Source organism: Streptococcus suis, assembly GCF_019794555.1.
GTDB lineage: Bacteria > Bacillota > Bacilli > Lactobacillales > Streptococcaceae > Streptococcus > Streptococcus suis_AB.
This window is the reverse complement of the sequence record NZ_JAIMEP010000007.1, coordinates 35,925-61,818: the sequence shown is the minus strand read 5'-3', so window position 1 is coordinate 61,818 and position 25,894 is coordinate 35,925. Positions and strand designations below refer to the sequence as shown.

Genomic DNA, 25,894 nt, shown 5'->3' with positions numbered 1-25,894 from the left:
CGAGTTTTATCATAACCAATTATTTTACAGTTGCAGTGCTTGTGATCACTTCTACTGCTTTCTTCACAGCGATATCGTGTTTAAGCATTTCTGATGAAAGCAAGTTACGAACTTGTTCCACTTCCATGTTGTATGTTGCTGCCAAGTCTTCGATTTCTTTGTTGATTTCTTCTTCAGTTGCTTCAAAGCCTTCTGCTTGAGCTACTGCTTCAACAACCAAGTTTATCTTAGTACGTTTTTCAGCATCGGCTTCGTATTGTTTATGCAAGTCATCTTGAGTTGTACCAGTGATTTGGAAGTACATATCAGGTGAGATACCTTGTTGTTGCAAACCACCTAAGAATTCGTTGATTGCGCGATGAACTTCTTCGTGAATCATTTCTTCTGGCAATTCAACGATTTCAGCGTTTTCAACTGCCAATTCAAGAGCTGCTGATTCAACTGCATCATCAAATGCAATTTCTTTTGCTGCTTCTAATTCTTTACGGTATTTCGCTTTCAACTCATCAAGTGTATCCACTTCTTCGTCGATGTCTTTTGCCAATTCGTCATCCAAAGCTGGAACTTCTTTTGCTTTTACTTCGTGGATTTTTGTTACGAAGAGTGCTGGTTTACCTGCAAGGTCAGCTGCTTGATAATCTTCTGGGAAAGTAACTTCAACATTTACTTCTTCACCAGCTGCATGACCTACCAATTGTGCTTCAAAGCCTGGGATGAATTGACCTGAACCAAGTCCAAGTGAGAAGTTTTCACCTTTACCACCGTCAAATTCAACTCCATCAACAGAACCAACAAAGTCGATGACAACAGTGTCACCTTCTTCAGCAGCACCTTCTTTGATGACCAATTCTGCCAAGTTATTGCGTTCACGTTCGATTTTCGCATCTACTTCTTCATCAGTTACTTCTTTAGTTGCTTCTACTGAAACTGTCAAGTTTTTGTAGTCACCCAATTTTACTTCAGGTTTTGTCACAACTTCAGCATTAATAGTCCAATCTTGGCCTTTTTCCATTGACACTACATCAATTTTTGGTTGTGCAACGACTTCAAGACCAGCTTCAGCAACTGCTGCCTCATAAGCTGCAGGTAAAAGTGCATTCACAACATCTTGGTAAAGTGCTTCTTCACCAAATTTTTGGTTAAATACGGCACGTGGCAAGTGACCTTTACGGAAACCTGGAAGATTGATATCTTTCTTAACTTTGTTGAAAACGCGGTCCAATTCTGGTTTAATCGCATCTTGACCGATTGTGAAAGTCAATACACCGCGGTTTGTTTCTTTTGCTTCAAATGATACAGACATTCTGTCATTCTCCTTAAAATTTTATTGCATACTCTTCATTATAACACAATTGACAAGGATTTCAACGATTTTATGATTGAGTTTTGGGGAATTGGCAGAGCTGGAAGCTAATCTTCTAATCTGGTTGTTGACCATCATGAGCCGGCCACTTGCAGTCAGTCAAGCTCAGTTCGGAAAAGACCGCTTCAAAAGAAGAATCTTCTGGCGAGCAAGCATAGATACCAAAATGGATTTTACCATTACCTTCATGTAAGTGGCAAATCCGCATCTGCTCAAAATGGATACCGTCTTTAGAGTTTTCAATGCAGAAATCGCTACCCCTTCGACTCAAACGGTAATAGATAGACTTGACAGAAGCAGGGATTTCCTGAGTTGCCCAGTCCGAAAAACCGTAATTGGTCACGACGCTACCTAGGTGCTGAAAGTCTTCATTTTCATATTCAATCGAGCCCTTAATCCAGTTTTCCGAGTCCTGATACACCACGACACCGCACTGGTCAAAGCGGGTATGGCTATTGGAAAAATCTGTCTTAACAGTAAAGGAGAAATACTCTTCCTCCGTATCCATCAGGAGCAAGGGACCATTGTCATTGACAAAATGGTAATAGGTCTTCTGCCACAAGTCCGTATGGGCTTGGGTTGTGATTCTGATTTCCTTATCTGAAATCTGGTAGTTTTCTGGCTCTCGTACCCAGTAAAAGTTCTTTGTGTTCATGTTACTCCTTGGTTCGTTCGTCAATAAAAGTCATCATCCGCTCAAATGCTTTGGCAGACACAGGGTCTGTTCGTAAATTCGCCACAAAACCATGAGGCTTTTCAAGCCCTTCTTCTGCCAAAGGATCGACCAATTCATGTTCAACTCCCGCTTGCTTCAAGGCCTTATTAAGCGACACCATATCTGTCCGATACTCGCTTCCCAGAAGGAAACTAGCTGGGTAGTCCTTGTTCACATGGGAAATCGGGTTATAGGCATTGATTTCTTCCTCACTTAGATAAATGGTTTCTGAAACATAATTTCCAACCAACATCTTCGTACCTAAGCTAAATTTGGCATAATCTAAAGGAGCATCGTCAATGACAAGAGCCTTGACATGTTCTTTTGCAATACTTGGTTCAATATTCAATTGCTGAGCATACTCCTGATTGGCTAAGAGGCTACCGTATTGTGCTACCATGATGGCACCTGCTGATGAGCCCATTAAGACGACATTGTCCATGTTCAAATGGTATTCTTCAGCGTGTTCCTTTATATAGGCGATAGCCTGATTCATCTGAATCACAGGCGTTGGGAAATGGTGATCTGGCACAAGCGCATAGTCAACATTGACAACATTATATCCTTTTGACACGATATCGTCAATGAGATAGGTGGCTTGGCTGGCAGCCAGAGTGTCCCCCATATTTTTACTCCCTCCAAAGAATCCACCACCGTGGAAATAGAAGAGGGTTGGACGGTCAGCTTCAAGATTTTGGTCTGGATAAGTAATATCTAAAAAGCTGTTAGGGTAGTCCTTGCTATAGGCAATCTCACTTTTCAAATACTGACCATTTTCTTTCAAGCCGTCAATGGGGTCATATAGGGGACTGTAAGAGTTCGGTGAACTCTCCTTGTACATAAACGATTGAATGACACCGACTACCAACTGCGGATGATTTGTAACAGACACATAAGCAATGATACCGAGACTAGCTACAATCCCAAGGATCCATAAGATGATTTTTTTAATTTTTTTCATGCGTTCTCCTAATCTAATAGTTCTAACCCGTAACTCTTTACCTCTCCGTTAACCGCATCATCCAGCCATTCTGCCACACTCTTGTCTTTAGACATAGGGGTAAAGAATGTTGAGAAGTTAATGGTGGTGTGCTGAGTAGCGGTAGTTTTTTCATCTTGCCCATAATTACAGACAAAAATACCCACGCCATCAATCTTAGATTGCAGTTCTTGAATCATTTTTTTAAGTTCTTTTTGAAAGTGCTCACTGCTCTCTTCTGTTGCATCTGCTAGTTTCCCTTTGTCAATATAGGCCTGATATTGCTGAAGAATTCCATCTCGATAGGAAATGTCAAATAAAATCTTAACGCTATCTCCGCGTTTCTCATGGAGGGCTACTAAGCTATCTAGAACAATATTGTCTGAATGCAGACGGTCACTAATGGTAGTCGGTGTCTTCCAGACATTTTCTGCTATGCTTTTCCAATTATCATGTCTCAAAAAGGCACTGTCAACTGCAACCGTGATATTCTCTGCAGTTGGAAATTGTGAAATCACTTCGTCCGCAAGCAATGACGTTGCAAACCCGCCAGCTGAAAATCCAGTTACCAGAAGCGTATCTGGATTACCTATGTGAGACTTGGCAGCTGCTAAAATGCTCATCAGATTGGAATAACCTTGGTGATGGACTACTTGCTCTTTTCCGTTATCATCTATATAAGAAAAGTTTTGGGTCCCTGCATGAAAATCTCCTGTCCCATACGGAAGCACAATCATAGTCCAGTCCTTAAATGGATTGTCTTCCTGCGGACTTCCAATTCCCCAAGTTGCGACATAATCTTGATGGCCAGTTGTGGTCGCAAAATAACGTGTGCCACCACTAGCAGTCTCTTCATTGATACTCACACCACCACCGAAGAAATAGACCATCACCTTATCCTTCTCTTTACCGATACGAAGCAGGCCATGTGCCTGATTGCCCTGAGAATCTACAACCCCTTCGGGACTGAGGCGGTACCATTCATTCACTTGTGGGGTCTGGTCAACAAGCTCAGGAGCTGACCAGCCAAATGTCTTTTTGTAGGCAATAAAACCAAGCAAGGCTAGAACAACTGTTACAGCCGCTACTATTTTCCAAACTTTTTTCATACTTTCTTTTTTCTGTCCTTTATGGTATATTTTTAGAAACAAGTGTTTCGTTTTTTATTAGTATAGCAAATGAACAGTGGGAAAACTAGTCCCAGCTCTGCTATTTGCCCAAAAGGAAACAAAGGAAAGGAAGTGTTTCGCATGGAAAGAGTGAAGCGGAAAGAGTCATTATTTGTGGAGAGTGTCGTGGAGGCTCTGTGGGAGTTGCTGGAAGACAAATCTTTTGAAAAGATTAGTGTGTCAGAGTTGGTGGAGCGAGCTGGCATCGGTCGGGTGACTTTCTATAGGAACTTTTCAAATAAGGAAGAGGTTCTCGAACGGTCATTTAACATGGGGTTACAAGCCTGGTTGTCAGAACGGCAGATTGACTTATCGGATTGGTCAGATGCTCATCTCTTACTGGCTTTACGGCAATTTTTTGACTTTTGGTATGAGCAACAGGATAAGATTCGATTGTTGACAGTCAACCATTTAGACTACTTGCTCGAGGATGTCTTGGATAGCTATTTCAAAGATAGACTGGGGGACTTGACTGATGATTTTCACCTGCAATTCATTGTTGGAGGATTTTTCCGAGTACTCAAAACCTGGGTTGCTAGAGGCTGTAAGGAAAGCCCTGATGACATCATGCAGTTGATGGGAGAGCAATAGAGCAAGCTTGTCAGCATTCCTAACCAGACCAAGCAAAAAAAGACTTAGACAACTGTTTTTAGTCACTCTAAGTCTTTTTTGTATATAGTGGCATTGTGAAAAGATGACAATTTAAGTCCTTTTCACTTTTTCTTCAATGGCTTTTTCTAGGTCAACCAGAACATCAGACATGTACATGGTTTTCAATTCTTTCTCCATAGCTGTCTGGACCTGGACTAGTTTGTCGTCCACAGCAGCATGGATATTCCCCCCCACGATACAGTCGGGATGGGGATTTTCATGAAAGTTGAACAAGCCTTTCTTATCAATATTGTCAACCGTAACAAAGATGTCATAAAGGCTAATGTCATCAAGTGGCTTTGCTAAACGAAAACCGCCGCTGCCCTGCTTGGCATCTACAATTCCCGCATCCTTCAAACCAGATAGAACCGAGCGAATGATAACAGGATTGGCTTGAATGCTGTTTGCCAAAACCTTACTGGTAACACGTTGCTGGTCTTGAAAGAGATGGATAAAGGCCAAGGCGTGAATGGCAATGGTAAATTTATTTGAAATCTGCATAAAAACCTTTTACTCGCTGACAAGGCTGATACGTGCTTTGAGATGATCGCCTGATGCAATCTCGTCAATCATACCAATAGCATAATCTGCATAGGAAATAACACTTTCTCCCTTGCTGTTCAAGACCAACTCTTCACCGCCAAGAATATAGCGACCTGTCCGTTCGCCGTCTGCTTGGAAATCACCTGCCGGGCTTACATAAGTCCAGTTGACATCATCTACTTGACGAAGGGCCTCAAGTGCTTCCTTGTGAGCATTTAGCACAGGCAATACTTCCGCTGGAAACTCTGTCACATCTGCCACAGTCAAGGTATGTTCTGGATTAACATAGAGGCTTGCTGCTCCACCCACCACAAGTAAGCGTGTTTGTGAATCTTTTAGGATAGCTGCCAAATGTTTAGCTGCATCAGGAACCATATGCACAGTGTCTGCTGTCCAGGCACCTACTGCATCCACTACCGCATCAAAACCAATCACATCATCGGCTGTCAGGTCAAAAACATCCTTTTGAAGAACCTGCTGTGCGACTGTCTTATTTTCACCACGAACGATAGCCGTTACTTCAAAACCACGTGCTACCGCTTCTTTTACAATCAAGCTACCTGCTTTACCATTTGCTGCTACTACTGCTATTTTCATTTTCTTTTCCTCCGAAATGTTTTTGTTGTAAAATGTTTTGTTACAACTTTATGTGCACTAGCATATCCTAACCCCTGATAGTTGTCAATAGTTTTGTTACAACTTTTTTGAAATTGTTGGCAGGTTCATTTATCTTAGAATATCACTGAGGGCTACACGAAGCTTTTCGCTATTTCGCCCGTACAAGAACACTTCATAACCTTCACTAGCTAGTTTCATGGCTAGGTGTTTGCCGATCCCGTCCGTCGATCCTGTGATTAAAATAGTTTTAGGCATTGCTTTCCTCCAAAAAGGAAAGTAAGGCTTTCGAAAACTCTTCTGCATTTTGGAAAATCGAGCCATGTCCTGCATTTGGATAGATGATCAGTTGGCTATTTTTGATTTTCTTATGCATGGTATAAGAATTTTCTGTTGGAACCTGCATATCCTTATCACCGTTGACGATCAGAGTTGGTTGGGTGATAAAGGTCATATCATCTTGCGGCTCTCTTCCCCAGCGTTTAATAGCTTTCAGCTGGGTCAAAAATCCTGGAATATTCATGTCCTTGTCTGCATGAGCAGCACTTCTTTGCTCCATACGACCCAAGACTTTTTCTGCCTCGAGACGACCTGCCTCATCATGATTGTAGAAGATGTAGCGTTTCGGGTCAACACGCTCCAAACCAGCCTTCAGCATATAGCGGAAGGTTTTTCCAGTCACCTTATCAACTTCAAAACCACCACGAGGACCTGTGCCTGCTAAAATCAAGCGGTTGACCAATTGACTATCCAGACGAACGATTTCTTGAGCAATAAAGCCACCCATAGACAGACCTAGCAAATTGATTTTCTCATGACCCAAAGCCTTGATAATAGAAACAGCCTGCTCAGCCATTCCTGGAATAGTTGGAGCCACCTTGCCTTGACTAGCTCCTACGCCAGGAAGGTCTAGGACAATCACATGGTGCTGTTCAGCCAGCAAATCCAGCAATTTGGGATCCCAATTGTCCAAGGTCGCCGCTAGGTGAACTAGCATGACCAAAGGAAGGGCCGACTTGCCCTTGCTGAGCTCACGGTAGGCAATTTTATTGTTTGAAACGGTGATGTATTGGTTTTTAGTTGTAATATATGACATGATGTTTCCCTGTATATTTTATCTTTTAGTTGAAACTGAGGACTGTTTTTCCGCGTGAACGACCGTTGGCAACCTTATCAAGTGCTGCGTTGACTTCTTCAAATGGATACACGGTATCGATAGACGGTTTAATTTCGAGCTTGCTGAAAATGTCTGCTACTTCTTGCAGCTGGCGACCATTGCTCTCTACGAAAATGAAATGGTAGTGAACACCGTATTTCTTCGCCATTTTGTCAAATGAACAACCAGCTAGGCCAAACAAGATTTGTTTCCATTTTGGCAAATTCATGCGTTTGGCAAATTCACCATTTGGCATAGCACGAAGGGAAACCAGCTGTCCATCTTTTTTCATAATCGTCATTTGTTTCTCTGTTTCTGCACCACCAAGTGTATCCAAGACATAGTCAACATTGCTAAGTGTTTTGGTGTAATCTTCTGTCTTGTAATTGATAAAACGGTCTGCACCCAATGACAACACCCGCTCTGCACTTGCCCCATCACCATTTGTGATAACGGTCAAGCCCTTGGCTTTGGCAATCGGAATAGCCATACCGCCGACACCACCAGTTCCGCCTGAGATGAAGATGATCTTGCCAGATTGTGCCCCCATAAGGTCAAGGGCCTGCATGATGGTCAGGGCTGTCAGAGGAACGGCAGCTGCTTCTTCATCTGTCAAGTAGGCAGGAACCTTAGCAAGAGCCTGAGCGTCAACCGCTACATACTCAGCAAAAGCACCGATACTATCAAGCGGAAGACGACCGAAGACACGGTCACCTGCTGCAAAGTTGGTTACAGTTGTACCGACTTCTTCAACCAAGCCGACTACTTCATTTCCAGCTGTTTGAGGCAATTTGTAAGGGACAATCAATTTCACATCTCCGCGTGAAATCATGTTGTCCAATGGATTAACGCCTGCTGCGGTCACTTTGACAAGGACTTGGTTAGGCTTGATTTGTGGCTTAGCAATTTCTGTAAGGTTAAGGGTGATGTTGTTTTTGTTATAAGATGTGTGTTGTGCTACTTTCATGGTTTACTCCTTTTATTTTACAACTTGTATCTGATACAAGTATAATTGTTGTTTTTAGAAAATCTGACACTTGGTCAGATTCGTTCTTGATTGGCTGATTGATAGAGATTGGTAATGACATGATCCAAAGTTTCCTGGCCTAGTTTTTTTTCAAGTTGTTCTTCAAGATTAGAAAAAATTGGGGACATGGCACTCTCAATATGCTTACCAACTGGACATGCCTGGTTAGAATTTTGATGAATTTGGAAGAGATTGATATGTTCTACTTCCTGCGTGGCAAAGTAGATTTCCAATAAGGTCATCTCTTTTGGTGATTTGCTTAACTGGTAGCCTGATCGTCCTTGGTGCGAAGTGATTAAGCCTGCATTTTTCAAGAGTGCAATCACCTTGCGGATGTAGCTGGCATTGGTGCCAACGCTCTCAGCTAAGGCCTGCGAGCTAAGTATTTCCTTACTCTCACTGATCATGGTCAATATATGAAGGGCTACTGAAAACTTTGTATCCATCTAGTCTCCTCTCTGTTCTTGTATCATTTACAGGAACAAGTTTATCACAAGCCAGACTTCTTGGCAAGGATTTCGCTCAAAAAAATCACAACCTTCTGGCTGTGACTAATTTTTCCGTATCTGATCTTCCTGATAAGCCGCACGGGCTCCACCAATCAATTTTGGTCGGCTAGCAAGTGCCGTAACGTGGGCCTGGCCAATTTCACGAAGGCTTGGTCTAACTGGAACCTGCACATGTTTGATATGCATGCCGATAGCCGTATCACCGATATCCACGCCAGCCTGAGCAGTGATAAATTCCACTTCGACTGGGTCTTTCATATACTTGAAAGCCGCCAGCTGTCCAGAACCACCTGCATGAAGACTAGGCAAGACATTGACTATTTCCAAGTCTTTCTGAAGCGCCAATTCTCTTTCTACAACCAAGGCACGATTGAGGTGTTCACAACCTTGGACTGCTAAATAAATACCCTTTGGCTCCAAGATGTCCAAAATCGTTTCAACAATCACCTCACCGACCTCCAGGCTGGAGTTTTTGCCGATATGCCCACCGATGACCTCACTAGAAGACAAACCTAGGACAAATATCTGACCCTTTTGAAGATTGCTGAGTTCTAAGACTTCTTGCACAACTTGCTGGGTTTGAACTTTGATTTTATCGAGTGACATAGTTAATAGCACCGCTTTTCTCAACTAATTTAACCACTGCAAACCCTAAGCCCATCCCGACAAAGTTTTGCATGCTATTGCCAAAAACACTTTCAATGGCTTTGAGGTCATTAAAATAAATCCGAGATGCCAGGTAGTAGCCCCCAACCATAGAGAGTGACGCCAAGACTAGACCGAAAATCCGTTTCTTGCCTGTCCAACCAGCAAAGTAACCTTGTGCACCGTGAAAAACTAGACTAAAGAAAGCCCACTGGGGATAGCCCAACAGAAAATCGATCAAGAGACCTGACAATCCACCAACAATTGCTCCTTCTTTCTTGCCCAAGTAAAAGGCTGTAAAGAAAATACCTACATCTAGCAAAGACGTAAAGCCATTTAGAGTTGGCACATGAATAAAGGCCAAAACCAGGCTAAGCGCCGTCAAAATCGCTAACAAAACGACATCCTGTGTTTTCTTATTTCTCATATTGAACTACTCCATAATCATCAGACGTCTCGATTGCCCGGAAGACAAACTCTTTCGATAACCGAACAGCCTCTAAAGGAGCCTTGCCAAGTAACAGTTGACTGGCAATGCTTGAAGCAAAGGTACAGCCCGCACCGACATTATTACTGGTCAAAATTGGTGATTCCAACACCTCAATCGTTTGCCCATCATAATAAACATCAATCGCCTTATCTTTATCTAAACGATTACCACCCTTAATCACCACATGTTTAGCCCCTAACTCGTACAAATCACGCGCCGCTTGCTTCATCTCTTCGACAGTTTTAATGTCTCTTTGGATCAATAGCTGAGCTTCTGCCAAGTTTGGAGTGATAATAGTCACATATGGGAAAAATTTCAAGAGTTCGTCACGTAATTGGCTAACCTCTGTATCATGCGTTTCCTTGCAGACCAAAACAGGGTCTAGCACCACAGGAATATCTTGGTGGGCCTGAATGACTTCCAAAGCCTGCTCTGCAATTTCAACATTTGGAAGAAGTCCAATCTTAATTGCTGAGAACGGAACGTTCTTCAAGCTAGCAAGCTGATGAGCAAAAATAGTCGAATCTGTCGGAAATACTTCAAATCCTTTTTCTGTCATCGCAGTCAAGCAAGTGACTGCAACAAAGCCATGCAATTTATGAACAGTATAGGTTGTTAAATCTGCATGGAGTCCCCCACCGCTAAAAATATCATTACCCGAAAGTGCCAAAATATAATTAGTCTTCATAAATAATCTCCTTTAAATACAAGCCATTACCAGCAGCGGTAGGTCCAGCCAAATCGCGATTTTTTTCTTCCAAGATTCTCTTGATTTGGTGAACAGGCATACGACCATTCCCAATTTTTAGGAGGGTGCCTACCATATTTCGAACCTGCTTATATAAAAAGCCATTGCCCGAAAAAGTAAAAATCAAAAATTGTCGTCGCTGGTCATATTCTAGTGTTGCAGACGTGATGGTTCGCACCTTATTTTCCACTGAAGTCCCAGAAGCTGTAAAACCAGTGAAATCATGTGTCCCCTCTAAGTCTTTGATGGCTTCTCTGATCAAAGAAAGGTCCAGATCATAAGGATAAAAGGTAGCATAATGCCGCATCATGGGATTTTTAGGTCGACCGATATCCACTAGAAATTCATAAGTTTTACTATGTTTGGCATAACGACAATGAAAATCATCCGCTACCTGCTCCACCTTGACCACATCGATATCCTCCGGAGTTTGCGTATCTAGGGCAAAACGAAGCCTTTCCTCATCTCGAGCACCCAGCAAGTCAAAATGTATGACCTGGCCATAAGCATGCACACCTGCATCTGTCCGACCTGCACCATGCACTGTTACTGAGTGCCCACTGTTCAACCGTTTCAAGGTTTTCTCGATTTCTTCCTGAACTGTCCGAGCATGAGGCTGACGTTGAAAACCAGAAAAATCATGCCCATCGTAGGAAATAATTGCTTTATATCTTGTCATGTTCTGATTGTAGCATAGGTGTATAGGATGAACAATACAGAAAAAACTCAACTGTCCTATCACAGATTTAATCCCATCTATTTTGACTTTTCTAAAATACGCATAATAATGAAGTCAAAAGAATGACATACTGTTCATCAATTTTTCCTGATACCTAGGTACCTCTGTTGAACAACAAATCATAACACTTCAAGAACCCCGCATTACAATAAATTAGGTGCTCACTTCGTCCACAACCGAGTCCATCGTTGACACCTCTTGTAAAAAGGATTATAATGAAATTGCACTTGATTAGAATTATTCTTAAAAAGAGGAGGAGGTACGAATGGAATTACATTCTCATCTTAATGCAGAACACCAGACCGCCTTTGAACATGTTATTCAACATCTGAAAGAAAAAAGAATTCGGATAACCGAAACCAGGAAAGCTGTTGTTGCCTATATCATTGAAAGCGACGATCATCCTAGTGCGGAGATGATTTATTCGGATCTTTTACCTAACTATCCGAATATGAGCTTAGCGACAGTATACAATAACCTCAAGGTTTTGTTAGAAGAAGGTTTTGTTACTGAGCTGAAACGTGCGAATGACACTACTACCTACTATGATTTCATGGGACACGAACACCTCAATGTTATTTGTGAAAAATGTGGAAAAATCACGGACTTTATGGATGTGGAAATTCCTAGCCTCAAGAAAGAAGCACATGAGCAAACTGGCTATAAAATAACTAAAGAAGTCTTATCTATTTACGGAATTTGTCCAGAATGCCAACAGCTTAAAAAATAAATAGTGAAGTGACCGAATCGCACTTCTCATTCAGACAAGCATTGTAATGATGTTTGTCTTTTTGTTTTCACCAATCATCTTTGCCAAAAATCTTAGAATTGTCAAAATTTTGTTATTTAGAATTGTTATAATTAATCTTGACAATTTAATTATAACTGTTATAATTAAATTATAAATAATAATTATTCTAATTAAGGAACTACGATTATGAAACTAGTAACCCTTTTTAAAAACAATATACATATTCTAACGACCAGTCTTTGCCTACTCTTTATTTTGATTGGTGTCTTGTTACTTCATATTGGTCTAGAACCATTTGCTGCACCAGCATTCATTCTAGCTTTTCTAATTGGTGGGTATCAGTCCGCCAAAGATGGTCTTTCCGAACTCATTTTTGATAAACATTTATCAGTTGATGTTCTGATGATTTTAGCTGCTATCGGATCTGGTATTATTGGTTACTGGATGGAGGGGGCCCTTCTCATCTTTATCTTCTCTCTTTCAAATACTTTGGAAGAATTGGCGATGGAAAAAAGTAGAAATGCCATCGCTTCACTGATGAACATGACACCACCCACAGCTCGTAAAATCGAAGAAAATGGGGACATTACAGTTTTAGAAACAGCAGATATTCACATCGGAGATTTCTTACAGGTTCGTAAAGGGGACACTGTTCCCTTGGACGGACGGTTGATGAGCGGTCAATCTATTTTTGATGAGTCAATGATCACTGGTGAGCCTTTGCCTGCTGAAAAATTGATGGGCGCCACAGTTATCGGCGGAACCATTAATCAGGGTCCAACTGTAACCATTCAAGTAACAGCTGAAAAAGGTGATGCTTTGTTTGACAAAATTGTTCAGATGGTTGAAAATGCACAGGAATCAAAGTCTAAAACGGCTACCTTCATTGAAAATATGGAAGATACCTATGTCAAAGTTGTACTTGTAGCAGTTCCCATTTTTATTCTCTTTGTACACTTTGCATTAGGATGGGATTGGTTGAATTCCTTCTATCGTGGTATGATTCTGTTAACCATTGCATCCCCATGTGCACTGGTCGCTAGCTCTTCACCAGCGACACTTTCTGCCATCAGCCGTGCGGCACGCAAGGGTATGATTATCAAAGGCGGTGATATTGCGGATAACATCGCCAATTTAGAAGCCATTGTTTTCGATAAAACAGGTACATTAACCATTGGGAAACCAGAAGTTGTCGGGGCAACCTATCTTGGCGATGAAAAGCTAATCAATGAAATTGTTCAAGCAGTTGAAAAACAATCTAGCCATCCTATCGCTCAAGCTCTTCAGAATTATACCGTTGACAGCTCTGCTATTGTCCTCCAAAACCTTATAGACCTAACTGGTAAAGGTTTGGAAGCCGAGTACGAGGGAAATCGCTGGAAAATCGGTAAATCTGGCTTTGTGGTAGAAACACTGGTCAGCCCACTTTCTACTGACTTGATTGCACACATTGATCAAGCAGAAGGCACGGGTAAAACCTTGGTCTATGTCAGCCAAAACGATCAACTAATGGCTATCTTTTTCATTGAGGATCGTATAAAACCAGAGACTAAAACCCTGATAAGTCAATTGAAGGACATGGGAGTAACGCCTATACTCCTAACTGGGGACCAAGAAAAGACAGCCCGATATGTAGCTAGTCAAGTCGGTATCGAACGCGTCATTGCCAATTGTCTCCCAACCGATAAGGCTTCAATCATCCAAGAGTTGCAAAAAGAGTTTGCTTCCGTTGGTATGGTTGGAGATGGGATTAATGATGCCCCAGCTCTTGCTCAAGCTAATGTCAGCTACGCTATGGGAAGCGGTACAGATATTGCGATGGAATCAGCGGATATCGTACTCATGGAAGACTTGACTCGGATTCCGTATTCTGTCCGCCTATCTAAAAAAATGCGTGGAATTATCAAACAAAATATCATTTTTGCCCTCTCAGTCATCGTAGTTCTCATCATCTCTAACCTCTTCCAATCAATTAATCTCCCACTCGGAGTAGTTGGTCATGAAGGCTCCACAATTCTTGTGATCTTGAATGGACTGAGACTCCTGTATTTTAAATAGCTTCAAACCGCCAGGTAGTTGGCGGTTTTCTTATTATTCTTTTTTTAAAAAAACGCTTGCATTCCAAAAATTATTGTTTTATAATAATTTTGAAGATGATATTATCATAAAACAATAATAATTGGAGGTTTGCTATGAAAACCAATCTACTCAAAACAGCTGGACTATTAGCTGGTTGTGTTCGCTATTTCTTCTATTTCACGATTGCTCTTTATACCATCTTTACATTGGCTGGTCTTGGAGGCGACTCATTTGTGATAGGCTCTTGGGAATACACCTTTAACAAACCCATTGACCAGATTAGTGTTTGGCTCATTCTTTTAACGACTGGATTGATTCTAGTTGTCTTAGTAGCACTCAGTCATATTGCCTACCTGATTCAAAAGCTATGCAAGTTATTTCTGGAAGAAGATTATTTCGCTTCAGCTAGTCTGGAACTTTATCAGAAACTCTTCATCAGTTTGCTCGTCCTGACTGCTGGGCAATTTTGCCTAACCAGCTTGATCGCCTTGACAAATGCTGCTGGAGCAAACAACTTCCTCAATCTGCGTTGGTCAGATTTCATCCTCAATGCCCTCTTTATCTTCCTGACATATTTTGTCTGGACCTTAGTACAAAAGGGGCAACAACTTGAAACCGAGAACAGTGAGTTTATCTGATATGGAAATGATTCGCGTAAACTTAGACAAGGTCCTCAAAGATCGGCAAATGACTTCCAAGGACCTAGCAGAGCAAGTCGGCATCACCGAAGCCAACCTGTCCATTCTCAAGACAGGCAAGGCAAAAGGTATTCGTTTTAATACCTTGATGAGCATCTGCCGCATCCTAGATTGCCAACCAGGAGATATTTTGGAATATGTGAATGAGGGGGAATAGCATGAACAAAAAGATATTTTTCAACATCGTCATACAGTTGCTAACGTTTATTCGTTATGGAATGATTGCCTTAACGGGACTGATAATGTTGGCACTTCTTATTCTACTTATAGGCGGGAAACCTATTCAAAATAGTCTACAATTAGATGTCCCCTTGCCTATCATTGTTATTATTCTAATCATAAGTATCCTATTGGTAGCCTGCTTTATCTACATGGCCACCATACTCAAAAAATTGCTCATCAACTTTCAAACAGGAACTATTTTCTCAACTGAAAATGTGGTCTATACAAAGATAATTTTAGGAACCTTAATCGTATGGACGAGCATACAATTTGCAAGTGCTTTTTTCCTATCTTACCTAGATTTAAAGAATGTAAGTGATCTATATGATTTTTCACTTAGTGACTACTTCATAAATGGTGTGCTGATTATTATTGCACTACTAGCAAAGATAGTGTTGGAAAAAGGTGTGCTTTTACAAGCTGAAAATGATGAAATTATATAAAGGAGCCCATGATGAAAAAGTATATTTCCCTCATTGCACTCTGCATGATGATACCTTGCTTAAGTGCTTGTCACTCTGTCACTTCAGAAGTGAATAAAGAAGTGCAAAACGAGCTAACAGCAGCTTCCATTGAAACAGAAAAAGCTCTAAAAACAGATGAACATCTGGCTAAGATTGAGAACTTTCAGCAAATTTTCGAAATCACCGCATCCAAAGGAGAGTTCTCTCTTGAATCTCTTTTCTCTGGTAAGGTCTATTTAATGGCAACAAAAGAAAATCTTGAGAAACTCTCAAAAGAAGAGTTTACTCTGAATGAAAAGAGCTTCTCAACTATCGATGCTGGTAGTAGCAGCGATTTTAATATCCGCTACAAAAATCAAACTTACTTTACTGTTCAAAGCTTATCCGTGCAAGATCTGGAGGATTTCGAATACACCAAATCCTCTTCCACTTCTGCTATTCTTGTCTTCTATCCAGACTAGCAAAAATTCCTCGGTTCTCTTGAATCGAGGAATTTTTTTAATAAGTCGCCAAGCGTTTTTCTAAATGGACTTGCCCAACCGCATAGAGGGTACAAATAAGCCAGTAGATAAGAGCCACACAGATATAGACTGTCATATAATCAGACTTGGCTCCTCCGACAATTTTTGCCTTATTGAAAATCTCCGGAACCGTAATCATAGCAGTTAGGGAAGTACTCTTCACCATGTCTAATAAAACATTACTTAGAGGCGGAAGAGCAATCCGAAAGGCTTGAGGAATGATGATTTTTCGGTAAATCACATTTGTTCTCAAGCCAAGCGATTTCGCTGCCTCCCATTGTCCTTTATCTATTGCTGAAAGAGATGCACGAATAATTTCAGAAATATAGGCACTAGACATTGAGGTAAAGGCAATGATAGAGGCAGAAATTGCATCCAATTGTAGTCCCATAAATGGAAGACCAAAGTAAATGAAGAAGAGAAGAACCATAAGTGGGATGCCACGCATGAGTGAGATATGCAGCATCGCTAACCAGCGTAATGGTGTAATCTTGGACATTCGTAACAATGCGACGAAAAAGCCACAAAAAGTCCCTAATGTAAATCCAATCAATGACAGGGAGAGTGTATAAGGTAAGCCTTCCAGAATCTGCGGGATTGCTTCCCATGCAATTTCTGCATTAAATACTGCCTGCCAATTGATAGTCATCTTTTCCTCTCTTTTCTTAAAACCTTAAACTGAAACTTAACAATGATCAACATCGATAAGATTGTTGAAGGTTAGCTACTTTGATTTTCATTGGGAATTACTCTACATCGATAACTGGCAATTCATCTGCATTTTCAACTGGCACTGTCAAGTCTTGACCACCATAGTATTTCTCAGAGATAGCTTTTAAGGTCCCATCTGCTTTCATAGCCTCTATGGTTTCATCCAGTTTTTCTTTCAAACTGTCATCGGATTTGCTCATCACAATCCCTTGTTCTGTAGGGTTGTATTGGGCATCTCCCATTTTCACTTTAATGTCTGGGAAGTTCGATTTCACCCATTGAATCGCCATAACCTGAGTGAAGTAATCGTTTGGAATAAAATCTGTACGACCTGTCGATACATCGCGGAGATACACATCATTTGTCACATTGTCATAAATAACTGGCTCTGCACCTTGCTTCTCAGCAATTTTCATATACTGAGTACCAGCTCCACCACCTGCTTTTTTACCAGCCCAGTCACTTAAGTCTGCAGCTTCAATACCAGAAGATCCATCTTCACGAACGATGTAGCCACCAACTGAATACTTGTAAGGGATAGAGAAGTTGTACTTTTCCTTACGTGCTTCTGTCATATCAAAGTTATTCACAGAAATATCAACCTTGCCACTATCTACAGCAGTGAATGCTTCTGCTACACCAATTTCTTGATATTCGATTTCAAGATCTAATCGCTTACCGATTTCGTTGATCATGTCAATTTCATAACCAACTAATTCCTTATTATCATTATAGTATGACGTTGGGAACAAAGTACCTGGTGTTGCTACTTTCAATACACCAGCTTCTTGCACTTTTTCCCACTGCGTTTGTTCAGCAGAGGAACTATTTGTGCTCGAACTACTACTAGAGCATGCTGTCAATGCTAGAGCAGAAACCAGAAGCGCTGAGGCTAAAACTTTTTTCAACATAAACAATCTCCTTTGGAGCCATTGCCCCTATAATCTTTTTTTGGTGTTACCTCACCAACTTTTATAGGTTAACATTTAGAAGTCGTTTTTGCAAATAATTGAACCGAAAAATGTATTCCCTTACATTTCCCAACACTTTGAGACCTCCAGAGTCTCAGCCACTTGAAGTAAGATATCTTCCCTTCCTTTTGCAGCTGTCAATTGAACACCTATTGGTAGCCCATTTTTAGTGTGGTAGGTTGGTAAGCTGATTGATGGTTGACCTGTAATATTGGCTTGTTGGGTAAACGGTGTCCATGCTAAACTATCCTCGAACATGTCCCAAATTAACTGTTGTTGTTCCGACATTGATAATTCCTGCGAATGCAATAAGCGATTTACCATCTGATCTGTGGGAATAAATTGCTCTAAGGTTGGTGCAACATCTGCTACTGTTGGTGTCAACAATAGATCATAGGATTCATGAAAAGTTGCCATTTTTGCACTGTATTGGTCCCAATCTTGCAAGACTTTGGAATAAAGTTTAGCTGGAATAGTTTGTCCACTTTGATAGATAGCCCATGTCATTGGTTCCATATCCTCCACCGTCATCGGCCGTCCGATAAATGCTTCAATATCGTCAAACATTTGGGCAGTCTCCACGCTATTCATGAGATAATAGGCTTTCATCACCTCAATGCCATCTAAAACTGGTGTTTTTAGCTCTTCCACCTCGTATCCAAGCGCCTCTAACTGTGGTAAAAGCTGGATAACAGCATTTTTTGCATCATTTGAAACTAACGTTCCAATTGGAGCTTGAAGGCTAAAAGCGATTTTAATCGGCTTTGTCATCGGACAAAACAGGGAATCTTTGACTAAGGGAGCAAGTGGAAAGGGAGCCTCAACCTGATAGGTTTGTAAGTGAAAAAGAAGACGTTTGGTATCTCTTATGGATTTAGTCAATGCAAAATTGCTGGAAGCACCCTGCCAACCACGATAGGAAGAAGGTCCTACAGGAACTCGTCCTCTACTTGGTTTGAGCCCAATCAAGCCATTAAATGAAGCAGGAATTCGAATGGAGCCTCCTCCATCAGAAGCTGCCGCAATTGGGACCATTCCTGAAGCAACTGCTGCTGCTGCACCACCACTTGACCCTCCTGCATTTCGAGTCCTATCAAGTGGTAACCTTACAGGTCCATGAAGATTTGAATCAGAAATATTTTTAAAACCAAATTCAGGTGTATTTGTGCGCCCCAAGATAAGGAAACCCATGTTTTTAAGGGCTTGTACAAAATAATCTGTTTGGCTAGCAATGCTAGCTTTAAACAATCGTGATCCAGATGTAGAAGGTTGACCACTTTCATTTTGCCCCAAATCCTTCAATAGGAGAGGAACACCCAAGAATGGTTTATCTTCACCACCATGACGATCAAGGTTATCTGCTTCAGCTAAGGCAGTTTCATACTGTTTTGAGACAACAGCATTATAAAGAGGATTCAATTTCTCAATGGTTTGGATAGCATCCTCAATTAATTCTCTTGAAGAAATTCGTTTTTCTCTAATTGCTTGGGACATGGCTGTCGCATCTTTAAATTCCATTTGTTACCTCACTTCTCCCTTTAAGGGTAACATGGATAGAAAAAATCAGCAAGTATTCCTTACTGATTTTTCCAATTATAAGTCATCAAATGCATCTTTTACTTTATCAAAGAAGCCTTTTTTCTGTGGTTTTACATCAATATTCCCAGCTGTAGCGAATTCTTTTAGAGCAGCTTTTTGACGATCGTTTAATCCTGTCGGAGTCACAACATTGACAGTAACATACTCATCGCCCATCGCTCCACCACGAATGCTAGGCGCACCTTTTCCTTTTAGACGGAATGTTTTACCAGTCTGGGTACCTTCTGGAATAACCATGTCCACATCACCGTGAACAGTTGGTACATGAACAGTGTCACCTAAAGCTGCCTGAACAAAGTTCAGATTCAATTTATAGTGAATCGTTGTTCCCTCACGCTCAAACTTGTCTGAGGCTTGAACCTGGATAACGACATAAAGATCTCCATAAGGACCGCCATTAAAACCAGCTTCCCCTTGACCTGCTAAGCGAATACGTTGACCTGATTCAACACCCGCAGGGACTTTAACTGTTACTGTATGAGCTTGTTTTTCATGACCAGTACCATGACAAGTTGTACATGGGTCTTTGATTTGTTTCCCACGACCGTGACAGACATCACAAGTCATTTGGCGACGCATGGTTCCAAGAGGTGTTTGTGTATCCACATTAATGACACCAGAACCATGACAGCGACCACAGGTTACTGGACTAGTTCCTGGTTTTGCACCAGAACCTGAACAGGTCCGGCAGGTTGCTTCACGATTGTAGGAAACTTCTCGTTCCACACCAAAAATCGCTTCTTCAAATTTCAAGTTGACTGCATACTGCAAATCATCCCCTTGACGAGGTGCATTAGGATTACGGCTTGCACCGCCTCCACCAAAGAAGCTTGAGAAGATATCTTCAAAACCGCCGAAACCAGCTCCATCGAATCCACCAAAACCACCTGCTCCACCACCGAAGCCACCATTGGCTCCTGCAGGACCATATTGGTCATAGGCAGCCCGTTTTTGAGGATCACTCAAGGTTTCATAAGCCTCTTGAACTTCCTTATATTTATCCTCCGCACCCGGATCCTTATTAATGTCTGGATGGTATTTTTTTGAAAGCTTCCGATATGCTTTTTTTATCTCGTCCTGAGAAGCATCCTTAGAAACCCCCAGACGATCGTAAAATTCAGTATTGTTCATATAAGATACCAAGCCCGTTAAAAGCAAAGTGAAAATAGGAAATCGGCAGAAAATCCCGATTTTCTAGACGATTTATCTTTTTCACACAGCTTTTAGGGCGGGTTCATTTCCTTTCGTTAAAAAATAGACGAAACTCAGAAAGTAGCCCGTGTTCGATTACGAACACTTTCCTTTTTATAAAACTTAGACAAAGTGAAAATAGGGAGTGAAAGTGTCCAGTGGACACTTTCAGCCCTGTCGTACAAAAATAATAAGCGACAGGTGTTTCTCAAAAAGTCTATCCCCAGACTTTTTGACTTTTTCACAGAGTCGTAGACGTATTCAATTCTGTAAAAGTTAGAAGGCTATTTACCCAAAAACAGAGGCTGGGTTGCAACCTCTGTGATTGGAAATTTTATTGACGAATGATTTCTATTTTCTAGAAAATGAGAACTGAGTTCAAGCTAAGAACTTCGGAAAAAAGATAACTTTCCTTGAATGCAAGCATTCAGCGTCAAGTTCCTATTTTTCTGTCGTTCTTTTAACGCTCTCACATCTTATTTTTCAGTAAACTCGCCGTCTACGACATCATCGCCTGCGTTATTAGCTGTTTGGGCACCTTCTTGACCAGCAGCTGCTTGTTGTGCTGCTGCAGCTTGCTCGTAGAGTTTCACTGCAAGAGCTTGAGCTTTTTCGTTGAGGTTTTCAAGTTTAGCCTTCATGTCGTCCAAGTTGTTAGCCTCTTGGGCTGCTTTCAACTCATCAAGAGCTGCTTGGGCTTGGTCGCGTTCTGCGTCAAAGCCTTTGCCTTCAGTTTCTTTAAGAGTTTTCTCAGTCGCAAAGATTGCTTGGTCAACATCGTTACGAAGATCCACTTCTTCCTTACGTTTCTTATCTGCTTCAGCGTTAGCTTCTGCATCTTTCATCATGCGGTCGATTTCTTCATCTGTCAAACCTGAGTTAGACTGGATAACGATGGTTTGTTCTTTTTGTGTACCAAGGTCTTTAGCTTTTACAGAAACGATACCGTTCTTGTCGATATCAAATGTTACTTCGATTTGTGGAATACCACGAGGTGCTGCAGGGATGTCAGTCAATTGGAAGCGACCAAGAGTCTTGTTGTCCGCTGCCATAGGACGCTCACCTTGAAGTACGTGGATGTCAACAGCTGGCTGGTTGTCTGCAGCAGTTGAGAAGACTTGTGATTTAGAAGTTGGGATAGTTGTATTACGGTCGATGAGTTTTGTAAATACGCCACCCATTGTTTCAATACCAAGTGATAATGGTGTTACGTCAAGAAGGACAACGTCTTTCACATCACCAGTAATAACACCACCTTGGATAGCCGCACCCATAGCAACGACTTCATCAGGGTTTACTGATTTGTTTGGCTCTTTACCTGTTTCAGCTTTTACAGCTTCTACAACGGCTGGGATACGAGTTGAACCACCAACAAGGATGACTTCGTCAATTTCTGACAAGCTAAGTCCTGCATCTGAAAGAGCTTGACGAACAGGTACTTTTGTACGTTCTACAAGATCGTAAGTCAATTCATCAAATTTGGCACGAGTCAATGTCATTTCCAAGTGAAGCGGACCAGCTGCACCTGCAGTGATGAACGGTAAGCTGATTTGAGTTGAAGTGACACCTGAAAGATCTTTCTTGGCTTTTTCAGCTGCATCTTTCAAACGTTGAAGAGCCATTTTGTCTGCTGACAAGTCGATGCCATTTTCTTTCTTGAATTCTGCTACCATGTGGTCGATAATCTTTTGGTCGAAATCATCACCGCCAAGTTTGTTATCACCTGCTGTAGCAAGTACGTCAAAGACACCGTCACCGAGTTCAAGGATAGACACGTCGAATGTACCACCACCAAGGTCGAATACCAAGATTTTCTCGTCTTTGTCAGTCTTATCCAAACCATAAGCAAGGGCTGCTGCAGTTGGTTCGTTGACGATACGTTCTACTTCAAGACCAGCGATTTTACCAGCGTCTTTTGTTGCTTGACGTTGAGCATCGTTGAAGTAAGCTGGAACAGTGATAACGGCTTTAGTTACTTTTTCACCAAGGTATTCTTCAGCGTAGCCTTTCAAATATTGAAGGATCATAGCTGAAATTTCTTGTGGTGTGTATTCTTTGCCGTTTGCTGAAACTTTTTCAGAAGTTCCCATTTTTGATTTGATAGAGATGATAGTATCTGGGTTAGTTACTGCTTGGCGTTTTGCCGCATCACCAACGATGATTTCACCATTTTTGAAAGACACAACAGACGGAGTTGTGCGGTTTCCTTCTGGGTTTGCGATGATTTTTGATTCAGTTCCTTCAAGAACTGCAACTGCTGAGTTTGTTGTACCTAAGTCAATACCGATAATTTTAGACATAATAATGATACCAAGAACGCCGAAAATGCGACTGAAAATTAGGAAACCAACGAAGCATTCGATGAAGGCAAGGCGGTTTATCTATTTTCCGAGCATTTCGTCCGGGTTCAAATCCTTTCAAAAATTTAATTTTCTTTTATTTGATGCACTCTTCTTAAGTAGCGCAGATTTTGCGAGTCATTAACTCGCATTTTCTTATTTCAAGTAGTTTTGTGACATTTCGGTCAAGCTTTTATTCTTTTGGAAAATAGCAAAGCAATTACTCCGACACCACCACCATAGCCGGTCTCAACAGACGTTCATGTAGCTTGTAACCTTTTTGGAAGACTTGTGCGATGTGTTCTGCTGGGCAGTCGTCTGTGGCTGGGACTGTTTGAATGGCCATGTGAAGATTTGGGTCAAAGACATCTGTTGTGACTTCCTCCACCCCTTCTTCTTTAAGGGCTTGAATCAAGCTTTCTTGAACCATTTCCAAGCCTTTTTTGACATCTTCTGTCAGACCTTCGACTTGAAGGGCACGTTCCAAGTTATCCAAGCTTGGCAAGATTTTCTTAGCTAAATCTTGCGAACGGTAACGTTGAATGGTTTGGCGTTCTTCATTGGCACGACGTTGAATGTTTTGCATTTCTGCATGAGCTCTCAGATATTTATTTTCAAAATCGTCTGCACGCTCATTTGCTAAGTCCAATTCTGATTTTTCAGGAGTTTCCACAACATCTTCTGTTGTTTCCACCTCCTCAACAATTTCTTCATTTTTAATTTCTTCTGACAAGTTGTTTACCTCTTCATTTTCTATTATTACTTTGACAAATAATAAATTGAGTTTGGGCTAGAAACTCAGAAAAAAGATAGATTTCCTTGTATCTGATGACACCGCGTCAATCTCCTATTTTTCAATTGTTTCCTTCACGCCCTCACATCTTAATTGACTTCATAATGATTACTACTTAAATATCTGTAGTAATCAGTTAATTTCATAAATAGGACGCGGCTGATGATGTTGATTAAACTCATCTGCCTACGATAGTCCATGTCAACAGGACCAAGCAAACTCATCTGAGCCATACCCCGATAGGGGATAGGAAAGCGATGATGAATCACCGTTATGTCTGCAAGAGCTGGATCTCTGTGCTCGGCTATCACAATACTGGACTGCTGATTCGGTGCCAATCCTTGTCGTAGTTCTGGCGCCAGAAGTTGTGGGCTATCCAATAATTGGTAGGTAGCAAGATTTCCATAAGTTAGCGAAGCAACTTTGCCACTAATAAAGACTGTTTCTTGAAATAGGTTGGAAAAAATGTAATCCATCAAATCTAAGACATTGTCCGTTGTAGTAAAGTATCGCTGTACCACTTGAGGTACTTCCGTCCGCAGTTTATAGTGAATAGACAGAACTGTCTGTCCAACAAATCGTTCATCAACTAGGCGTTTTAGTACTTCCAAATCCCTTGATAAAAAGTTCTTCGGAATCGCAAATTGGACAGTGACTGGCTTGGACTGATCTAGTGTCAAAACTGCCAAAGCATCGTGATTACTTAGCTGTACAATGTCAAAGGAAGTCAACTGTTGACTGGTCGGCTCCACATCTAAAATAACTGATGTGTATTCTGTCAAATCTGCTAAAACCTGACTGGCCCGCTCCAATATATCTTCTAGTTTAAAAGCTTCAAAATCGAAAGCCTTAACTACCTGATAGACATCTTCCTCGTCAATATACTCTAAATTCAGTGAATGATTTACAAAATATTGAAAACCAGCTCGACTCGGTATCCGTCCACTAGACGTGTGTGCTTTTTCCAAAAGGCCTAATTGCTCTAACTTAGCCATATCATTTCGAATCGTTGCTGAGCTAGAAGAAATCATCTCCTGCAGAGCTTTAGAACCAACGGGCTCATGATGGCGCGTAAACAATTCAACAATCAAGTTTAAAATGTCATTTTGACGTTGGGTAATCATCTTCGCTCCTTTCATGAGAATGATATGTTCGTTTTTAGCACTCTCTTACAACGAGTGCTAAACTATATACTCTCATTATACGCTGAAAAAATGGATTGTCAAGAGAAAAAGACAAAAAATTAGCACTCTTTTGCTGAGAGTGCTAAAAATCAGTCTGAGGACCTAGTCAAAAATTTGATTCACTGTTTACACTTCTGGTTTGACAGATCTATTGCATAACCCATTTAATCCAAACTGTAATTAGTATGTATTCTGATCAACTAATTGATTGTATTTTCTTATAGTTGATTTATGAGTAAATAAAGTAATGAAAGCAATCGGAACTACAATCCAAAACTTTAAAACTTCCGTGATAGCTGTAACAATAATAATATGTAGTAAATGAGCGCCAAAATCTGTTCTCGAAGATGTGCTATATCCTCCAAAAAATCCAGCTCTCACCTCACCTTTTCGATAATTAGCAAATAGCGATGAACCCCAACCAAGCTTAGCCGAACCAAAAGGAGTGAAGAACCAAGCAAAAAATCCACCTTTATAGCGCTGATAATCTGCAAACCATGCGTAAGTATAGTTTGAAAGAATAAAATACGCAATTGATATTATTTTTCTAAACAATGTATAGTCTTCATTAAATACAGTTCCAAGTACCCCGATAAGGACATATCCAGTTAGATAAAACATAAATCCAACTTTTGGTGTTCCAAAATAAGATGGATTAGCATACGGATCATAAGTCTGCTGATTACTATATGAAGTATTATCTCCTATAGGCGGAATATTAACCCGCTCATCCGATTCTGAAACAAATTCTTTTTGAGAAGACGAAACATAGTTATTATTTGTTTTTTTAGGTGGGACTACATAGTCATTACTTGTTTTTTTCGGCGGTACTACATAGTCGCTACTTGTTTTTTTTGGTGGAGCTACATAGTCATTACTTGTTTTTTTAGGTGGAGCTACATAGTCATTGCTTGTTTCTTTAGGTGGAGCTACATAGTCATTGCTTGTTTCTTTAGCAGGAGGGGGGGCATACTCTTCTTTTTCCTTCACTAATGGTTTCACGTAATCATTGTCTGACATTT

The 25,894-nt window shown here is 41.0% G+C and carries 28 protein-coding genes and 1 pseudogene; 7 read left to right on the top strand and 22 right to left on the bottom strand.

Annotated features, from left to right (window positions below):
- Positions 1-19: 19 nt before the first annotated feature.
- From tig to K6V48_RS04615, 4 genes are all read right to left on the bottom strand, one after another.
- Positions 20-1,303, bottom strand: a complete 1,284-nt coding sequence (gene tig / locus K6V48_RS04630) for a trigger factor (protein WP_222368232.1) — start codon at positions 1,301-1,303, stop codon at positions 20-22.
- 115 nt (positions 1,304-1,418) lie between these two features.
- Complete coding sequence (locus K6V48_RS04625) at positions 1,419-2,018, bottom strand: DUF1349 domain-containing protein (protein WP_222368230.1); 600 nt, start codon at positions 2,016-2,018, stop codon at positions 1,419-1,421.
- A gap of 1 nt (position 2,019) precedes the next feature.
- On the bottom strand, positions 2,020-3,039 hold the full coding sequence (locus tag K6V48_RS04620; protein WP_222368228.1) for an alpha/beta hydrolase: 1,020 nt from the start codon (positions 3,037-3,039) through the stop codon (positions 2,020-2,022).
- 8 nt (positions 3,040-3,047) lie between these two features.
- Positions 3,048-4,166, bottom strand: a complete 1,119-nt coding sequence (locus K6V48_RS04615) for a pectinacetylesterase family protein (RefSeq protein ID WP_222368226.1) — start codon at positions 4,164-4,166, stop codon at positions 3,048-3,050.
- Between the two features lie 141 nt (positions 4,167-4,307).
- On the opposite strand from K6V48_RS04615, the gene K6V48_RS04610 reads away from it, so the two are divergent.
- The gene (locus K6V48_RS04610; RefSeq protein WP_172016904.1) at positions 4,308-4,817 is read left to right on the top strand and encodes a TetR/AcrR family transcriptional regulator; all 510 of its coding nucleotides are present in this window, start codon (positions 4,308-4,310) and stop codon (positions 4,815-4,817) included.
- A 111-nt stretch (positions 4,818-4,928) separates the two neighbouring features.
- Here K6V48_RS04610 and K6V48_RS04605 read toward each other — a convergent pair whose 3' ends face one another.
- The 10 genes and pseudogenes from K6V48_RS04605 to truA all read right to left on the bottom strand — a co-directional run bounded on the left by K6V48_RS04605 (position 4,929) and on the right by truA (position 11,289).
- Complete coding sequence (locus tag K6V48_RS04605) at positions 4,929-5,378, bottom strand: Rrf2 family transcriptional regulator (RefSeq protein ID WP_029187645.1); 450 nt, start codon at positions 5,376-5,378, stop codon at positions 4,929-4,931.
- 9 nt (positions 5,379-5,387) lie between these two features.
- Positions 5,388-6,017: an NAD(P)-dependent oxidoreductase gene (locus K6V48_RS04600; protein WP_024382289.1), complete on the bottom strand. Its 630-nt coding sequence runs from the start codon at positions 6,015-6,017 to the stop codon at positions 5,388-5,390.
- 138 nt (positions 6,018-6,155) lie between these two features.
- Positions 6,156-6,293, bottom strand: a pseudogene (locus K6V48_RS04595) (SDR family NAD(P)-dependent oxidoreductase); the annotation flags it as partial.
- Positions 6,286-7,131 (bottom strand): alpha/beta fold hydrolase, encoded by an 846-nt coding sequence (locus K6V48_RS04590; RefSeq protein ID WP_222368223.1) that lies wholly within the window; start codon positions 7,129-7,131, stop codon positions 6,286-6,288. The gene K6V48_RS04590 and the pseudogene K6V48_RS04595, both read right to left, overlap by 8 nt.
- A gap of 25 nt (positions 7,132-7,156) precedes the next feature.
- Entirely contained in the window at positions 7,157-8,158 is a 1,002-nt protein-coding gene (locus tag K6V48_RS04585) for an NADP-dependent oxidoreductase (RefSeq protein WP_172016900.1), read from the bottom strand.
- A gap of 74 nt (positions 8,159-8,232) precedes the next feature.
- Positions 8,233-8,664, bottom strand: coding sequence for an Rrf2 family transcriptional regulator (locus K6V48_RS04580; RefSeq protein WP_172016898.1), 432 nt, complete (start codon positions 8,662-8,664; stop codon positions 8,233-8,235).
- A gap of 105 nt (positions 8,665-8,769) precedes the next feature.
- Entirely contained in the window at positions 8,770-9,333 is a 564-nt protein-coding gene (locus K6V48_RS04575; RefSeq protein ID WP_222368220.1) for a TIGR01440 family protein, read from the bottom strand.
- The gene (locus K6V48_RS04570; protein WP_222368217.1) at positions 9,320-9,799 is read right to left on the bottom strand and encodes an ECF transporter S component; all 480 of its coding nucleotides are present in this window, start codon (positions 9,797-9,799) and stop codon (positions 9,320-9,322) included. Before K6V48_RS04570 ends, K6V48_RS04575 begins: the two co-directional genes overlap by 14 nt.
- Positions 9,789-10,550, bottom strand: a complete 762-nt coding sequence (locus K6V48_RS04565; protein WP_172055219.1) for a bifunctional hydroxymethylpyrimidine kinase/phosphomethylpyrimidine kinase — start codon at positions 10,548-10,550, stop codon at positions 9,789-9,791. The genes K6V48_RS04570 and K6V48_RS04565 overlap by 11 nt, the downstream gene beginning before the upstream one ends.
- Complete coding sequence (gene truA / locus K6V48_RS04560; protein ID WP_024391080.1) at positions 10,540-11,289, bottom strand: tRNA pseudouridine(38-40) synthase TruA; 750 nt, start codon at positions 11,287-11,289, stop codon at positions 10,540-10,542. Before truA ends, K6V48_RS04565 begins: the two co-directional genes overlap by 11 nt.
- Before the next feature lie 325 nt (positions 11,290-11,614).
- On the opposite strand from truA, the gene perR reads away from it, so the two are divergent.
- The 6 genes from perR to K6V48_RS04530 all read left to right on the top strand — a co-directional run bounded on the left by perR (position 11,615) and on the right by K6V48_RS04530 (position 16,024).
- Positions 11,615-12,079 (top strand): peroxide-responsive transcriptional repressor PerR, encoded by a 465-nt coding sequence (gene perR / locus K6V48_RS04555; RefSeq protein ID WP_024391081.1) that lies wholly within the window; start codon positions 11,615-11,617, stop codon positions 12,077-12,079.
- A gap of 207 nt (positions 12,080-12,286) precedes the next feature.
- Complete coding sequence (locus K6V48_RS04550; protein WP_172006520.1) at positions 12,287-14,158, top strand: heavy metal translocating P-type ATPase; 1,872 nt, start codon at positions 12,287-12,289, stop codon at positions 14,156-14,158.
- Between the two features lie 134 nt (positions 14,159-14,292).
- Positions 14,293-14,817, top strand: coding sequence for a hypothetical protein (locus tag K6V48_RS04545; RefSeq protein ID WP_160863715.1), 525 nt, complete (start codon positions 14,293-14,295; stop codon positions 14,815-14,817).
- Between the two features lies 1 nt (position 14,818).
- The gene (locus K6V48_RS04540; protein ID WP_024397039.1) at positions 14,819-15,034 is read left to right on the top strand and encodes a helix-turn-helix domain-containing protein; all 216 of its coding nucleotides are present in this window, start codon (positions 14,819-14,821) and stop codon (positions 15,032-15,034) included.
- A gap of 1 nt (position 15,035) precedes the next feature.
- Positions 15,036-15,542: a DUF2975 domain-containing protein gene (locus K6V48_RS04535; RefSeq protein ID WP_222368214.1), complete on the top strand. Its 507-nt coding sequence runs from the start codon at positions 15,036-15,038 to the stop codon at positions 15,540-15,542.
- Positions 15,543-15,553: 11 nt separating this feature from the next.
- Positions 15,554-16,024, top strand: a complete 471-nt coding sequence (locus K6V48_RS04530; RefSeq protein ID WP_172019538.1) for a hypothetical protein — start codon at positions 15,554-15,556, stop codon at positions 16,022-16,024.
- A gap of 37 nt (positions 16,025-16,061) precedes the next feature.
- Here the strand turns inward: K6V48_RS04530 and K6V48_RS04525 are convergent, their stop codons facing one another.
- The 8 genes from K6V48_RS04525 to K6V48_RS04490 form a co-directional block, all read right to left on the bottom strand.
- Positions 16,062-16,733: an amino acid ABC transporter permease gene (locus K6V48_RS04525; RefSeq protein ID WP_222368211.1), complete on the bottom strand. Its 672-nt coding sequence runs from the start codon at positions 16,731-16,733 to the stop codon at positions 16,062-16,064.
- A gap of 97 nt (positions 16,734-16,830) precedes the next feature.
- The gene (locus K6V48_RS04520; RefSeq protein WP_222368208.1) at positions 16,831-17,706 is read right to left on the bottom strand and encodes a transporter substrate-binding domain-containing protein; all 876 of its coding nucleotides are present in this window, start codon (positions 17,704-17,706) and stop codon (positions 16,831-16,833) included.
- 120 nt (positions 17,707-17,826) lie between these two features.
- Entirely contained in the window at positions 17,827-19,284 is a 1,458-nt protein-coding gene (locus K6V48_RS04515) for an amidase (protein ID WP_222368205.1), read from the bottom strand.
- A gap of 75 nt (positions 19,285-19,359) precedes the next feature.
- Entirely contained in the window at positions 19,360-20,496 is a 1,137-nt protein-coding gene (dnaJ, locus tag K6V48_RS04510; protein ID WP_222368202.1) for a molecular chaperone DnaJ, read from the bottom strand.
- Between the two features lie 536 nt (positions 20,497-21,032).
- Entirely contained in the window at positions 21,033-22,856 is a 1,824-nt protein-coding gene (gene dnaK, locus K6V48_RS04505) for a molecular chaperone DnaK (RefSeq protein ID WP_002943084.1), read from the bottom strand.
- A 259-nt stretch (positions 22,857-23,115) separates the two neighbouring features.
- On the bottom strand, positions 23,116-23,652 hold the full coding sequence (grpE, locus tag K6V48_RS04500; RefSeq protein WP_269088581.1) for a nucleotide exchange factor GrpE: 537 nt from the start codon (positions 23,650-23,652) through the stop codon (positions 23,116-23,118).
- Positions 23,653-23,777: 125 nt separating this feature from the next.
- The gene (gene hrcA, locus K6V48_RS04495; protein ID WP_105147853.1) at positions 23,778-24,812 is read right to left on the bottom strand and encodes a heat-inducible transcriptional repressor HrcA; all 1,035 of its coding nucleotides are present in this window, start codon (positions 24,810-24,812) and stop codon (positions 23,778-23,780) included.
- A gap of 240 nt (positions 24,813-25,052) precedes the next feature.
- Positions 25,053-25,892, bottom strand: a complete 840-nt coding sequence (locus K6V48_RS04490) for a hypothetical protein (RefSeq protein WP_222368200.1) — start codon at positions 25,890-25,892, stop codon at positions 25,053-25,055.
- Positions 25,893-25,894: the final 2 nt, after the last annotated feature.